Source organism: Agrobacterium larrymoorei (assembly GCF_013322225.1).
Taxonomy (GTDB): domain Bacteria; phylum Pseudomonadota; class Alphaproteobacteria; order Rhizobiales; family Rhizobiaceae; genus Agrobacterium; species Agrobacterium larrymoorei_A.
The window spans coordinates 14,578-28,271 of record NZ_JAAMFB010000011.1 but is presented as its reverse complement, the minus strand read 5'-3'; the positions used below and the strand labels follow the sequence as shown (position 1 = coordinate 28,271).

The window sequence follows — 13,694 nt, the reverse complement described above, 5'->3', positions numbered from 1 at the left end:
GTTATAGGCTTATCTCATTCTTCGTATATGTTTCGAAAACGGGGCTGCAGGACAGACGAAGAACGCAGAAGATAGGCACCTGATCAACGCGTTAGGTTTTATGGCTTTTCGCCTAAAATTTTGAAACGCGATCGGGTTAGATTATCATTCCGAAGTACAGCCCGATATTATTGGAGGCGCTTGATGAGTACAGGTTCCACGCCGAGAGCGCCGATACCTGACATCTCCGGGCAAATATTGTTTGCGATGCGCAACATGGGTGTCGCGCCCATTCCTCGCAACTATAACCTATTCTATGAAGCCTTCATCGGTTCAAATCCTGCTCTGACCAAGGATCTGGCCGCGCTTGGTAATAAGGCAAATCAGGAAGAGCTGGACGAGATCGGCGCCAGATATTTCGATTACAATCACTCCAAGCTGATAGAAAGCGTGCAGGAGAAGCTTCATTCCGAACTTGAAGCGTTGCTGCTCTTGTTGCGGCACGAACAATCCAGCCTTGAAAATTATAATCGTATTCTGGATGAGACGCGTGAGCGTATCATCGACAAGAATATCAGTAGCGCGACCATTCTGAAGACAGCGATCAGCCTTTTGTCGGATGCGACAGGCCACAAGATTTCGGAGGGTGAAGATACTTCGAAAAACTTCGATCGCCACGCCGAGGAAATGCAGCAGGTACGCCTTGAACTTGACGAGTACAAGCGAATAGCCCACACGGACTCTCTGACGCGCCTTTCAAATCGCCGCGCCTTCGATGACAAATTGGCATCGGTCTACGATACAAGTATCGGCCTGCATCTATCTGCGCTGGTCTTGCTGGATGTCGATAATTTCAAACGTATAAACGACACCTACGGTCATCCTGTGGGCGACAAGATTCTCGCCTCAGTGGCTTCGGTCATTCGAAGCGCGGTGCGCAAGGATGTCTTTGTAGCAAGGAGCGGCGGCGAAGAATTCGCTATTTTGCTGGAAGGTAATAATCAGGAAGAGATCAGGGCGATATGTGAACGCATTCGCCTCTCGCTAGAGAAGACACCTTTCCGCAATTCTAAATCGGGCACCGACTACGGCCAGGTTACGATTTCCATCGGTTGCGCAATGGCATCTCAGGCAGGAAATCCCGGCGAACTTTATGCTCACGCAGATGCTGCGCTTTACCATGCGAAAGAAACCGGTCGTAACCGTACCGTTTTCTTTGAAGAGAGTATGCACAAGAACTACACCGGCAAGAGCTGGCTGATTTACAAAAAGTAGAGCGCTGCCTTTGTGATGTGGACCGCATGAAGGACGCTTGACCCGGCTGGCGCTGCATCGATATGCAGCGCTTTATTTCAATTGCCGTGTCACCACATGGTTTTAGCAGCGCGCTCCGGCCATTCACGATCATAGGTTTCCCGGTCGAAATCGGCCTTGGCCGCTTTCAGAAGACTTCCTGGCGTGGGAAGTGACTGCGATTCAATGAAATTTTCAGGGTTCCAGAGTTCAGAGCGGATCAGAGCGGATCAGAGCGCGGGCGCACTGGAAGTAGACTTCATCAATCGTTACGACAGTCACCGTGCGCGGGTGCTTGCCGTCCATCTCGAAATTTGCAAGCAGATCGGGGTCGACAGATACGACAGCCGATCCGTTGATGCGCATCGTCGTATTGGAGCCGGGAACGAGAAACATCAGCGCAACGCGCGGATCGCGCACAATGTTTATCAACGAGTCGACGCGATTGTTGCCTCGCCAGTCTGGTAATAGCACGGTTTTCTCGTCCTTAACGCGCACCACACCGCCCTTGTCACCACGTGGAGAACAGTCCATTCCCTCTGGGCCGACCGTTGCCAGAGCCAGAAATGGGGAGGCTTCGATCATCAGCCGATATTCCGGCGTCAGCGCCGAAGTGACTTTGACGAGCGACGCCTCCGAGGCACCATCGTAAATTCCGCGCAACTCCTCTACCGACCGAATGATCGTCATCCTTTTCTCCCATCATATGTCATGCTTGAAGCGCAGTCCTGCGACAGCAGCATGACAACCTCAATTGCTCTCTGCCGCCTCTTCCAGCGCTTCCCGCTCTGCTCTTTCCCGCGCCGTTCTGGCAGCGATGATATCGGCCGGCTGCGCGTTACCTCGAACCAGAGAGCGGCCCGCATAGACACCGCCGACGACTTCGAGTGCAAAACGTTCCTTGTCGACATCGCGGAACTCTTCCACCAGTTGCTGGGCAGCTTCCCTTTCCTCGCCCATGGAGGTGAGAACCTCACTGCTGAAGTTCAGCGCTGACTCGTAGGTCTCGCGGATCTGGTAATCTACACCGGCTTTCAGTAGGTCGATTGCGTGGCCGCGGTCGAAGGCCCGCGCCAAAACCGGCACCAACGGAAACTCGTGCTTGACGATTTCCGCAATCCGGACCGCCGCTTCCTTATCATCGACACAGATCAGCACGGCGCGCGCGGTCGCGGCGCCGGCAGCGTGCAGAATCTCGGACCGCGAGCCGTCGCCATAATAGACCTTGAAGCCGAAATCCGCCGCATCGCGCACAAATTGCGCATCCTTGTCGATCAGCGAGAGCGTGTAACCGCGTGCAAGCAGTGGCTGACTGACGATCTGGCCAAAGCGACCAAAGCCGATCATCAGAATTGTGCCCTCCACATTCTCAGGCAAGTCGAGATCAGTCGTATCCGGAACGGCGGCTGGAACGATGCGGTCATGGGCGATTACCATCAACGGTGTGAGAACCATTGAGATGATGATCGTCGCCGTCAGGATGGCGTTGGCTTCCGCATCGAGAATGCCCACTGCGGCGGCAGCAGAATAAAGCACGAAGGCAAATTCACCGCCCTGCGCCATCAGGACTGCACGTTCTATCGCTTCACGCTGACAGGTGCCGACGACACGCGCAACGCCATAGATCAAAGCCGCCTTCAATACCATGTATGCCACGACGCCGATGATGACGAGTTCCCAGTTGGCGGCGATCACAGACAGGTTGATCGCCATGCCGACGCCTAGGAAAAACAGGCCGAGCAGGATTCCACGGAATGGCTCGATATCCGCTTCCAACTGGTGGCGGAAAGAGGACTCCGACAGCAGGACACCTGCAAGAAACGCGCCCATAGCCATGGATAGCCCGCTGACCTGCATCAGCAGCGCCGATCCGAGGACAACAAGCAGTGCTGCCGCCGTCATGACTTCGCGTGCGCCGGAGGCAGCCAAGAGCCGAAAGAAAGGGTTAAGCAGGTACCGACCGGCAACAATCAGCGCCGCAATAGCCGCGAGCGCGATACCGATGGAAGTCATCTGCTCCGAAAACGTCGCTTCTTCTCCGCTACCGCCTAGGAAAGTGACGAGCACGAGAAGCGGCACGATCGCCAGATCTTCGAACAGCAGGATCGCAATAATGCGCTGACCTTTCAGCGTCGACATGCTGTTTCGTTCCTGAAGCATCTGCATGACGATGGCGGTGGAAGTCAGGACGAAACCGGTGCCTGCGACGAATGACTGGATGACCGGGAAGCCGAGCGCGACACCGATCAGCGTCAGGCCGCCCATGCAGCTCAAGACCTGAAACGCGCCTAGCCCAAAAATATCCTTGCGCATGGACCACAGCCGCGATGGCTGCATTTCCAGTCCTATGATGAAAAGGAACATTACCACGCCGAGTTCGGCTATGTGCAAAATGGCTTGAGGATCGGAAAATGCGCCTAGTCCAAAAGGCCCGATAACGAGACCTGCGGCGAGATAGCCGAGAACGGAGCCCAGCCCTACCCGCTTGAACAGCGGCGCGGCAACAACCCCCGCGCCTAAGAGAACGACCACCTGGGCCAGATCATTTCCATTTTCGACGGCCAAAGTGTCACCCCTGAAATGCTTCGATTACACTGTTTCCACTAACGGACTCTCGGCTCCCGGCTCAAGCCTTTTTCCGTCAGTTCTTGCTGATAAGCGCTGAACAGTGCGTCACCCTGCTGCCCCAGCTCCAGAAGATATTTCCAGGTGTAGATGCCGCTATCATGACCGTCATTGAAGGCAATGCGAACGGCATAGTTTCCAGTCGCGACGACATTGCGGATTGCCACATTGCGTTTGCCCGGCACAGTTACTTTCTGTCCTAGCCCATGGCCCTGCACTTCTGCAGACGGAGAAAGGACGCGCAGCATCTCGGCGGGAAGATCGTAGGATGCTTCGGTGTCGAACTTCACCGAAAGCAGTTTTCTGTCCTTTGAAACACGAAGTTCCGTTGGCCAAGGCTCACTCATTGTTCATTTCCATCATTTGATAATATGCCGCATGTCTGTATTCTTGTGCATCAATCCGCTAGGCACTACATGGATTTAGTAAGCAGCGAAAACAGTGCGGAATGCAATGGAGATTTCAGTTTGAACAGCTTCCTCGGATCGCTTCAGGAAGCGGAATCCCTGATGGAAAGCAAGGCGCCGATGGTCGACCCCTTCGGGCGCGCCGTCTCCTATCTGCGCGTCTCCGTTACCGATCGCTGCGATTTCCGCTGTACCTATTGCATGTCCGAACATATGACCTTCCTGCCGAAGAAGGATTTGCTGACGCTCGAAGAGCTTAACCGTCTCTGTTCCGTCTTCATCGCCAAAGGGGTCCGGAAGCTACGGCTGACAGGCGGAGAGCCGCTGGTACGCAAGAATATCATGCATCTGGTGCGCGATCTCGGACAGCACGTTCATGCGGGCACGCTTGACGAATTGACGCTGACGACAAATGGCTCACAATTGGCGACCCACGCGGAAGAACTCTATGATTCCGGTGTGCGCCGGATAAATGTTTCGCTGGATACGCTGAACCCCGAAAAATTTCGCCAGATTACGCGTTGGGGCGATTTCTCCAAAGTTATGGCTGGCATCGATGCCGCTTTGGCGGCTGGTCTCAAGATCAAACTCAATGCCGTCGCCCTGAAGGATTTCAACGAGTACGAAATCCCCGACATGTTGCGCTTTGCGCATGAGCGGAGAATGGACCTCACCGTCATAGAAACCATGCCGATGGGCGAAATCGAGGAAGATCGCACCGACAGATACCTGCCACTTTCGCGGCTTCGTGCCTCGCTGGAAGAACAGTTCACGCTGACGGACATACCGTTCAAGACCGGTGGTCCGGCACGATACGTCAAGGTCGAGGAGACCGGCGGGCGCTTAGGCTTCATTACGCCCATGACGCATAATTTCTGCGAAAGCTGCAATCGCGTGCGCCTCACCTGCACCGGCACGCTTTATATGTGTCTTGGTCAGGACGATGCGGCGGATCTTCGCACGGCGCTGCGTGCGTCGGACGATAATGCGCTTCTTTCAAAGGCCATCGATGATGCCATTCTTCGCAAGCCGAAGGGGCACGATTTCATCATCGACCGCACGCACAAGCGGCCCGCAGTCGCGCGGCATATGAGTGTCACCGGCGGCTGATCAGCATATTCGTCATTCTGCACATTATTCGATTGAATTCATTCTCGTGCCATGTAACTCCATCTCGGTAGGAGGAGTTGGAGGAGTCGTATGACGCTTGGCGTCTTTGACATCGCCAAGTGATCTGGGATTGTGGTAATGGCATTGACGGACAACACCCGCGGCGCTCTGCTGATGGCGCTCGCGATGGCGAGTTTCACGATAAACGACGCGTTCACGAAATCCGTCACTCCCTACATCAACACCGGACAGATTCTTTTCGTTCGCGGCCTTATGACATGCGTACTCGTCTACTGCATTGCCAGACATATGGGTGCACTGCGGCCTATCAAGACGATGCTGAGGCCGATCATCCTGCTACGCTGCCTCTGCGAAGTCTTCGCTTCGATCCTCTACTTCAACGCCTTGGCCCTCATGGATTTCGCCAACGTGGCGGCAATCATGCAGTCGCTGCCATTGGCAGTAACACTCGGCGCTGCGTTATTTTTGCGTGAGCCGGTTGGCTGGCGGCGATGGACGGCAATTTTGGTCGGCTTTCTTGGTGTTCTTATCATCCTCAGACCCGGCCCGGATGGTTTCACCACTGGCGCCCTTCTTGTCATGGGCTCGGTATTCGCCACTGCGGCACGCGATATCCTGACAAGGCGCATGTATTCCGACGTGCCTTCTCTCGCTGTGACTATGACCACCACCATCGTCAATACGATCTTCGGTGCAGCGTTGATCGTTCCTTTTGGTGGATGGCAACCGATGGATGGATATGTGTGGTCTCATCTCGTCGCTGCGGCGTTTCTGGTCGTTATCGGTTATCAGGCGGTTATTATCGCGATGCGCAGCGGCGATATCGCCTTCGTAGCGCCCTTCCGCTACACGAGCATGCTGTGGGCGTTTTCCATCGGCTACTTCTTCTTCCAAGAACGTCTGGACAGCTGGATCATTCTTGGAACAGCTATTATCGTCGTGTCCGGCCTCTATACGTTTTATCGTGAAAGCAGACGTCGGCGCGCGCCCATCGCCAAACGCGCAACGAGGATTCTATGACCGGCGCTCGCTTCCTTGATCGTTCGACGCCGCCCCATGTCGTTACGCTCGTGCTCGTCGCAGGCGTTGCAGCTCTCTGCATGAACGTGTTTCTGCCATCGCTCGCGGCAATGGCGGTCCATTTCAAGACCGACTACGCGGTTATGCAATTTGCGGTATCCGGTTATCTGGCCGCGACTGCACTGCTACAACTCGTCATCGGCCCGCTTTCCGACCTGTTTGGCAGGCGACCCGTGATGCTTTTCAGCATATTGCTGATGATCGTTGCTACACTGATCTGCGCTTTTGCTCCCAATATTACGATTTTCATGATCGGTCGTGTATTGCAGGCCGCAATCGCTTCCGGCTTCGTGCTTGCCCGCGCCATCGTTCGCGACATGGTCCCCGCAGAGCAGGCGGCTTCCATGATCGGTTATGTCACCATGGGCATGTCTGTCGTTCCTATGGTCGGCCCCACCTTCGGAGGCTTTCTGAACGACTTTGCCGGCTGGCAGTCCAGCTTCATTTTCGTCGCCATCGCAGGATTTGTCGTGCTGCTGCTGGCATTCTTCGATCTCGGTGAAACAAACGACCAAAAATCAGCGAGCTTTTCCGAGCAGTTCAATGCCTGGCCGCAACTACTGCGCTCCCGACGGTTCTGGGGTTACGCACTGACATCCACCTTCTCTTCGGGTCTGTTTTTCTCCTTTCTCGGAGGAGCGCCCTTCGTGGGCAGCGTAATTTATGGCCTCAGCCCCGCAATGCTGGGCATGCAGTTCTTCTTCATGGCCAGTGGCTACATGCTGGGGAATTTCATCTCTGGCCGATATGCAAGCAGGATTGGCATACCGAAGATGATGTTGACCGGAAACATCATCGCCTTCATCGGCATCGTGGTTGCGTTCATGCTGCCGTATTTCAGTTTCGATAGCCACTACGAATTTTTCCTGCCACTCGCCCTCATCGGTGTCGGCAACGGCGTAACATTGCCAAGCGCGAATGCGGGGATGGTCAGCGTCCAGCCGCATCTCGCTGGATCGGCATCGGGTTTAGGGGGCGCGCTGACCATCGGCGGCGGAGCTCTCCTCTCCGTCCTCGCCTCCTCTCTTTTATCCGCGGAAGCTGGCACCAGATATTTGCTGCTTGTATTGCTTGCAAACGGAATGGTGGCAGTTGTCACGAGTGCCTATGCAGGTGCACAGGAGCGTCGGCACTCCGAACGGTTACGGCGAGAAGAACGATGAGCCAAAATTTGAGTTTTCCGGGACTGATCCTCGCCGGAGGCCTTTCCAGGCGCATGGGAACGAACAAGGCGCTAAGCACACTTGGGGGTAAAGCACTTCTTCATCACGTCATCGAACGGCTTGAGCCGCAGGTGGCAACGCTTACCTTGAACGCGCCGTCCGGCTGGGCGGAAATCTTTGGGCTACCACTTGTTCCGGATACGAAAAAAGGCCACGCCGGGCCGCTTGCTGGCATCCTCGCTGGTATGCACCACTTCCGTACGAGTATGCCAGCGACAAGTCATTTCATCACCGTTCCAGCGGACAGCCCGTTCTTTCCCGAGGATCTTCTGGGCAAGCTGGCCGCTCATCTGGTCGATGACGATACGATCGTGATTGCTGCGTCGAAAGGACAGGTTCATCCAGTCTTCGCGCTGTGGCCGGTCGCAATTGCGGAGGATCTGGAACGCTGGTTGGAGAACGACGAAAACCGGCGTATCCGCAGCTTTCTTTCGCGCCACCCCACGCTCGGCGTTTCATTTCCCTCGGCCGAAAGCCCGACGGCCTCCATCGATCCATTCTTCAACATCAATACGCCTGACGAGCTTTCGCAGGCGGAGGCCTTCTTCAAGAGTATGAGCGCATGACGGTCCAGAAAGTATTCGGCATTTCCGGCTGGAAAAACTCCGGCAAAACGGGTCTTGCAGTGCGTATCGTCGAAGAATTGACTGCACGAGGCTATCGCGTTTCGACCATCAAGCATGCGCACCATGATTTCGATATCGACAAGGTGGGGGCAGATAGCTGGAGGCACCGGCAGGCGGGCGCGCAGGAAGTGACCATCGTTTCCGGCACGCGATTTGCCATCATGCATGAGCTTCGCGGTGCACCAGAGCCGTCTTTCGAAGACATTTTAGCACGCATCGCGCCCTGTGATCTCGTTTTGATCGAAGGCTACAAATACGAGCCGGTGCCGAAAATTGAAGCACGAAGGCTGGAGGCGGCAAAACGAGAGCCGCTCGCGCCGAGCGATCCATACATCGTAGCGATCGCGGCCGACCACTCAGTGACCGACACGCAGTTGCCGGTTTTCGATCTGGACGATACCGCAAGCGTGGCAGACTTCATCGAAACCACTGTCGGTTTACAGCGTACCTAGACGCATTTCCGAAAGTAAAATCGCTCCTCGCGTTTTCTGGAGCCGTCATGAAATGAAAAAGCCGGGCTATCGACCCGGCTTTTCCTGCCCTTGATACGAGATACACTATTCAAGGAAAGAGGATGGATTTACAGGCGTCGCATCTTTGCGGACTTCGAAGTGAACCTGCGGACGCTTCGCGCTGCCTGTCATACCTGACGTAGCGATGGTCTGGCCACGCTGGACCTTCTGGCCGCGCTGGACATCGAGGTTCGCAGCGTTGCCGTAAACCGTGACTTTACCGTCGTCGTGGCGAACAAGAACCGTGTTGCCGAGCTGCTTCAGGCCGTTGCCCGAATAGATGACGACGCCGTTCTCTGCGGCCTTGATCGGCGTTCCTTCCGGGACGGAGATGTTGATACCGTCATTTCGGTTGCCGTCGACATTTTCACCAAAGCCAGCAATGACCGCGCCACGGACCGGCCAGCGATATTTGCCAATGCCGGTAGATTCCGGTGCGATGGAAGCAACGTCAGACTTCTTCTCGACATCGCTGACGCTGGCTTCAGCAGCTGGCGCCTTCGGTGCTTCGACCTTGGCGACGGCAGGGGTTTCGACTGGCTTTGCAGCGGCGGCCTGCTGCGGCTTCACCGATGCCGTCTTGATGTTGTCGGTGGCGGCACCCGGAATGGTCAGGGTTTGACCAATACGGATGTTGCCGTCGGCAAGACCATTGGCTGCTTTCAGATCGGCGACGCTGACGCCGTGATCACGCGCAACCTTGGCAAGGCTGTCTCCAGACTGGACCTTGTAGCCACCGCCTGGAGGCAGAGGCTTACCGCCGGGAGGGGTGAGCTTGCCGTTTTCTGCGGAAACCTTGTCGCGGGCCGCAGTCTGCGTCGGCAGAACAGCAACGTTCTGTTCCTGACCACGGGATGGTGCCGGGCCATTATTGCTCTTGCTAAGGTCGATATTGTCGGAGGCGGCGCGTGCAGCGTTGCGGGCCTGGCCGAATTTCGGGATCAAGATAGATTGTCCGGGGCGGGCAGCGGATGCCGAGCTTAGGCCGTTTGCCTGCAACAGCGCTTTTTCCGGCACACCGTAACGCTGGGAAAGCGTCGCAATCGTCTCACCCTGCTTGAGCGTAACGGAGGATGCACCGTCGGCGTGCCAGCCATTGTTATCCGCACGGACGGAGCCGGTGGAAATGTTGTCGGCACGAGCATCGCTCGGGATGCGAGCGGACGCCATGGAAGGCGCCGGGCTTGCTGCTGGCATCGGCTGAGCCATCGCGTCTCTGCGCGTGGATGGATCGCGAGATGCAGCAGGCGCTGGCGCCGAGAGCTCCCCGCGCTGGATCGGAGCAGACGAAGAAGCGGTACGAGCGGTGGACGGCTGAACGTAGCCACCATTAGCCGGATATGGCTGGTTCATACCACTATTCTGGGCAGCATTCTGGTTGGCATAGCCACCCTGTGGGGCCGCAGCATAACCACCGCCGTTCATCTCCCCTTGCGGAACAGGAACTTGACCATAAGCGCCCGCACCGTTGCGAGCTGGAATGGAAGCGGTCGTCATCTGGTCCGGTCCACTGGAAAAGAGGCCACTGAAACGCGTAGCATCCGAGCTGCAACCCGTGGCGACGCTTGCCAGTAATGCTGCTGCGAACATCTTTGCGATTGATTTTCCGATTTTAGGCGAATGGCTCATACGCATGACTCGATCTACACTGACGCAAACGCCGTATCGGTATCGATCCGGCTGAAACAAACACTTGCAAGGCCCCTCTTCCGAAACGGAAAAACCATGCGTCGATGGATATGATTAAAGCGCGTTAGTGTTACCACGCCGTTAAAACGTTAAGCTCTTCGAATATTTTTTGATAATTCGATAACCATGACGTGGGGTGTGGTCATGTCAGATGCTACCAGCCGTAGCATAAACGCGTCTCGACCCAGCAGCTTACGCGAAAACCGCTGTCATCGCGTTTAGGAAACCAGTGTCATTTTGTTACAGGTAGCGGGCGATGTGAGGTTCAAGCGCGAGATAAGGCGTCTCAAACAGTTCCTCCCGATCAAAGCGGCTGCCTGTCTTGGAGAAGCGGGTCATGATGCAACGACCGTCTTCCAGAATGATCGGTGCGATCATCATGCCGCCTGACACGATCTGTTCGGCAAAGAAGCGCGGCATGGTGCTAAAGGCGGCGGTCGAAATGATCCGGTCGAAGGTGCCCTCGCCCACCAGTCCGTTCGTGCCATCTGCCTGCCGGATAACGACATTGCGAATGCCGAGATCATCCATTCGGTTCTGCGCCGCCTGGACCAGCGTCTTGTAACGATCAATGGAAAGCACCCGCTCGGCGCGACGCCCCATGACAGCAGCCATGAAGCCGCTGCCAGTACCGATTTCCAAAATACGCTGACCAGGCTTGACTTGAAGACGGTGGACAATCTTCACCGCCATATCCGCACCTTCCATAAAGGCACCGCAATCAATGGGGATGGTGCGGCTGGAGTAAGCCTCCGCAGTAAATTCACTCGGCACGAACTGGGAACGTGGCGTCTGCTCGACAGCCGTCAAAAGGTCGATGTCGGAGATGCCTTCGGCACGCAGCCTCAGAACCAGTGCAGCAAAGCCCTCTTTCTCAACCATCGCAGATTTCAATCGTTCACTCCGAATCCAATCGCCTTCGCGATGCGATCCTTCACCGAGTAGTCCGTTAGGTCAAGCTTGAGCGGCGTCACAGAAATCCTGTTGTGTTTGACAGCGTGGATGTCCGTCCCCTCCATGAAGGTTCCGAGGCGTTCGCCGAAGCGAAGCCAATAATATGGAAGCCCGCGACCGTCCTGCCGCTGCTCCACCGTTAAGCCGAAGTCCAGTTTCCCCTGCCCTGTGACGCTGACGCCCTGCACCTCTTTCGGTGCGCAGTTCGGGAAATTGAGATTAAGGAACGTACCGTCCGGCAGATCCACATCGCTAAGCTTGCGGATGAGATCGGGCGCGTAGGCCTCAGCCACTTCCCACGGCACCACCCGCTCGGCGTGGCCGGTATACGCAAAAGCCTGGCTCAGCGCAAAAGAACGCACGCCTTGAAGTGTCCCTTCGATGGCACCAGCGATGGTTCCGGAATAGGTCACGTCATCGGCCATGTTGGCACCGGCATTGACACCGGAAAGCACGAGGTCTGGCTTGCCCGGCAGAACTTCACGGATACCCATGATGACGCAATCCGTCGGCGTGCCACGCAGCGCAAAGTGCTTGTCGGAAATTTTGCGAAGACGGAGCGGTTCGGACAGGGTCAGCGAATGCGCGAGACCGCTCTGGTCGGTCTCCGGCGCGACGATCCAGACATCATCCGAAAGCTGCCGAGCGATCCGCTCAAGTGCAGCGAGGCCTTCGGCATGAATGCCATCGTCGTTGGTCAGCAAAATCCGCATGGTGCCCTCCCGGCTTCAGTTCTTAGCGTACCGGCCATCTAGCACTCGTCATTCCGTCCGTGAGCAGAATCATCCAATCTGCGTTTTTTGGGCTTAAAGACAATCCATGACGCGCGTCGCTAGGCCCCGGCTTAAGGCCGGGACGCATTGTAGTGGTCAAGCCGCCTTTTCGATCCGCGTCAGACCACCCATGTATGGCAGCAGAACGTCAGGTATCGTGACGGAGCCGTCTTCGTTCAGATAGTTCTCCAGAACCGCAATCAGGCAGCGACCGACTGCCGTACCGGAGCCGTTGAGCGTATGAACGAATTTCGTCGCCTTCTCACCCTTGCCGCGATAGCGCGCATCCATGCGTCTCGCTTGAAAATCACCGCAGACGGAGCAGGACGAGATTTCACGGTAGGTATCCTGACCAGGAAGCCACACCTCCAGATCGTAGGTCTTGCGAGCGCCGAAACCCATATCGCCGGTGCAGAGCGTCAGGGTGCGGAAATGCAGGCCGAGACGTTTCAGCACCTCTTCCGCACAAGCCGTCATGCGCTCATGCTCTTCGATCGAGCTTTCCGCATCCGTAATCGAAACAAGTTCGCACTTCCAGAACTGGTGCTGGCGCAGCATGCCGCGCGTATCGCGACCGGCGGAGCCCGCCTCGGAACGGAAGGATGGTGTCAGCGCAGTAAAGCGAAGCGGCAGTTTCTCCTGATCGAGGATTTCACCCGAAACAAGATTGGTCAGCGTCACTTCTGCAGTCGGGATGAGCCAGCGGCCATCCGTGGTCTTGAACAAATCATCAGCGAATTTCGGCAACTGGCCCGTACCGAACATGGCCTCATCACGCACCATCAGCGGCGACGACACTTCCATATAACCATGCTCGCTGGTGTGCAAATCGATCATGAACTGGCCGAGCGCGCGTTCTAGCCGGGCAATCTGGCTGGTCAGCACTGTGAAGCGCGAACCCGACAGCTTGGCTGCACGGTCGAAATCCATGTAGCCGAGCGCTTCACCGATTTCGAAATGCTCTCTCGCAGGATGGTTCCAGCCGGGCTTTTGGCCGACCACGCGAGTGACGACGTTGTCATGCTCGTCCTTGCCGACCGGTACGTCGTCCAGCGGAATGTTGGGGATGCGCGACAGAGCGTCGTTGAGTTCGCCGGTGACCTGACGATCCTCTTCCTCGAGCTTCGGCATGGTGTCCTTGATATCGGCGACCTCGGCCTTCAGCTTTTCGGCAAGCTCGGCGTTCTTCTGCGACAATGCCGCACCGATTTCCTTTGAGGCGGCGTTACGACGGGACTGCATGTCCTGCAAGGTCTGGATGACGGAGCGGCGCTTTTCATCCAAAGCGATGAGTGCTGCGGACTGCGGCTCCGCGCTGCGCTTTGCCAGCGCCGCATCAAAAGCTTCAGGGTTTTCGCGTATCCATTTAATATCGTGCATGGTGCTTCCAGACCGTTATTTG

Annotated in this window: 12 protein-coding genes and 1 pseudogene; 6 read left to right on the top strand and 7 right to left on the bottom strand. The window is 56.3% G+C overall.

What is annotated here, in order from left to right; genetic code table 11:
• The first annotated feature begins 183 nt into the window (after positions 1-183).
• Entirely contained in the window at positions 184-1,254 is a 1,071-nt protein-coding gene (locus G6L28_RS06305; RefSeq protein ID WP_174062937.1) for a GGDEF domain-containing protein, read from the top strand.
• An 89-nt stretch (positions 1,255-1,343) separates the two neighbouring features.
• Here G6L28_RS06305 and G6L28_RS06300 read toward each other — a convergent pair.
• The 3 genes and pseudogenes from G6L28_RS06300 to G6L28_RS06290 all read right to left on the bottom strand — a co-directional run bounded on the left by G6L28_RS06300 (position 1,344) and on the right by G6L28_RS06290 (position 4,244).
• Positions 1,344-1,962, bottom strand: a pseudogene (locus G6L28_RS06300) (pyridoxamine 5'-phosphate oxidase family protein).
• A gap of 60 nt (positions 1,963-2,022) precedes the next feature.
• Complete coding sequence (locus G6L28_RS06295; RefSeq protein ID WP_174062936.1) at positions 2,023-3,837, bottom strand: monovalent cation:proton antiporter-2 (CPA2) family protein; 1,815 nt, start codon at positions 3,835-3,837, stop codon at positions 2,023-2,025.
• A gap of 38 nt (positions 3,838-3,875) precedes the next feature.
• Complete coding sequence (locus G6L28_RS06290; RefSeq protein WP_174062935.1) at positions 3,876-4,244, bottom strand: gamma-butyrobetaine hydroxylase-like domain-containing protein; 369 nt, start codon at positions 4,242-4,244, stop codon at positions 3,876-3,878.
• 162 nt (positions 4,245-4,406) lie between these two features.
• On the opposite strand from G6L28_RS06290, the gene moaA reads away from it, so the two are divergent.
• The 5 genes from moaA to mobB all read left to right on the top strand — a co-directional run bounded on the left by moaA (position 4,407) and on the right by mobB (position 8,816).
• A complete protein-coding gene (moaA, locus tag G6L28_RS06285; RefSeq protein ID WP_234902490.1) occupies positions 4,407-5,414 on the top strand; it encodes a GTP 3',8-cyclase MoaA in 1,008 nt (335 codons plus the stop codon).
• 138 nt (positions 5,415-5,552) lie between these two features.
• The gene (locus G6L28_RS06280; RefSeq protein ID WP_174062933.1) at positions 5,553-6,455 is read left to right on the top strand and encodes a DMT family transporter; all 903 of its coding nucleotides are present in this window, start codon (positions 5,553-5,555) and stop codon (positions 6,453-6,455) included.
• Positions 6,452-7,678, top strand: a complete 1,227-nt coding sequence (locus G6L28_RS06275; protein WP_174062932.1) for a multidrug effflux MFS transporter — start codon at positions 6,452-6,454, stop codon at positions 7,676-7,678. The genes G6L28_RS06280 and G6L28_RS06275 overlap by 4 nt, the downstream gene beginning before the upstream one ends.
• Entirely contained in the window at positions 7,675-8,304 is a 630-nt protein-coding gene (gene mobA / locus G6L28_RS06270; protein ID WP_174062931.1) for a molybdenum cofactor guanylyltransferase MobA, read from the top strand. Before G6L28_RS06275 ends, mobA begins: the two co-directional genes overlap by 4 nt.
• The gene (gene mobB, locus G6L28_RS06265) at positions 8,301-8,816 is read left to right on the top strand and encodes a molybdopterin-guanine dinucleotide biosynthesis protein B (protein ID WP_174062930.1); all 516 of its coding nucleotides are present in this window, start codon (positions 8,301-8,303) and stop codon (positions 8,814-8,816) included. Before mobA ends, mobB begins: the two co-directional genes overlap by 4 nt.
• Before the next feature lie 105 nt (positions 8,817-8,921).
• Here the strand turns inward: mobB and G6L28_RS06260 are convergent, their stop codons facing one another.
• The 4 genes from G6L28_RS06260 to serS all read right to left on the bottom strand — a co-directional run bounded on the left by G6L28_RS06260 (position 8,922) and on the right by serS (position 13,672).
• Positions 8,922-10,511, bottom strand: coding sequence for a peptidoglycan DD-metalloendopeptidase family protein (locus G6L28_RS06260; RefSeq protein ID WP_425292656.1), 1,590 nt, complete (start codon positions 10,509-10,511; stop codon positions 8,922-8,924).
• 294 nt (positions 10,512-10,805) lie between these two features.
• Positions 10,806-11,459 (bottom strand): protein-L-isoaspartate(D-aspartate) O-methyltransferase, encoded by a 654-nt coding sequence (locus G6L28_RS06255; protein WP_174062929.1) that lies wholly within the window; start codon positions 11,457-11,459, stop codon positions 10,806-10,808.
• On the bottom strand, positions 11,456-12,232 hold the full coding sequence (gene surE, locus G6L28_RS06250) for a 5'/3'-nucleotidase SurE (protein ID WP_174062928.1): 777 nt from the start codon (positions 12,230-12,232) through the stop codon (positions 11,456-11,458). The genes G6L28_RS06255 and surE overlap by 4 nt, the downstream gene beginning before the upstream one ends.
• Positions 12,233-12,388: 156 nt before the next feature.
• Entirely contained in the window at positions 12,389-13,672 is a 1,284-nt protein-coding gene (serS, locus tag G6L28_RS06245) for a serine--tRNA ligase (RefSeq protein WP_174062927.1), read from the bottom strand.
• Between the last annotated feature and the right edge of the window lie 22 nt (positions 13,673-13,694).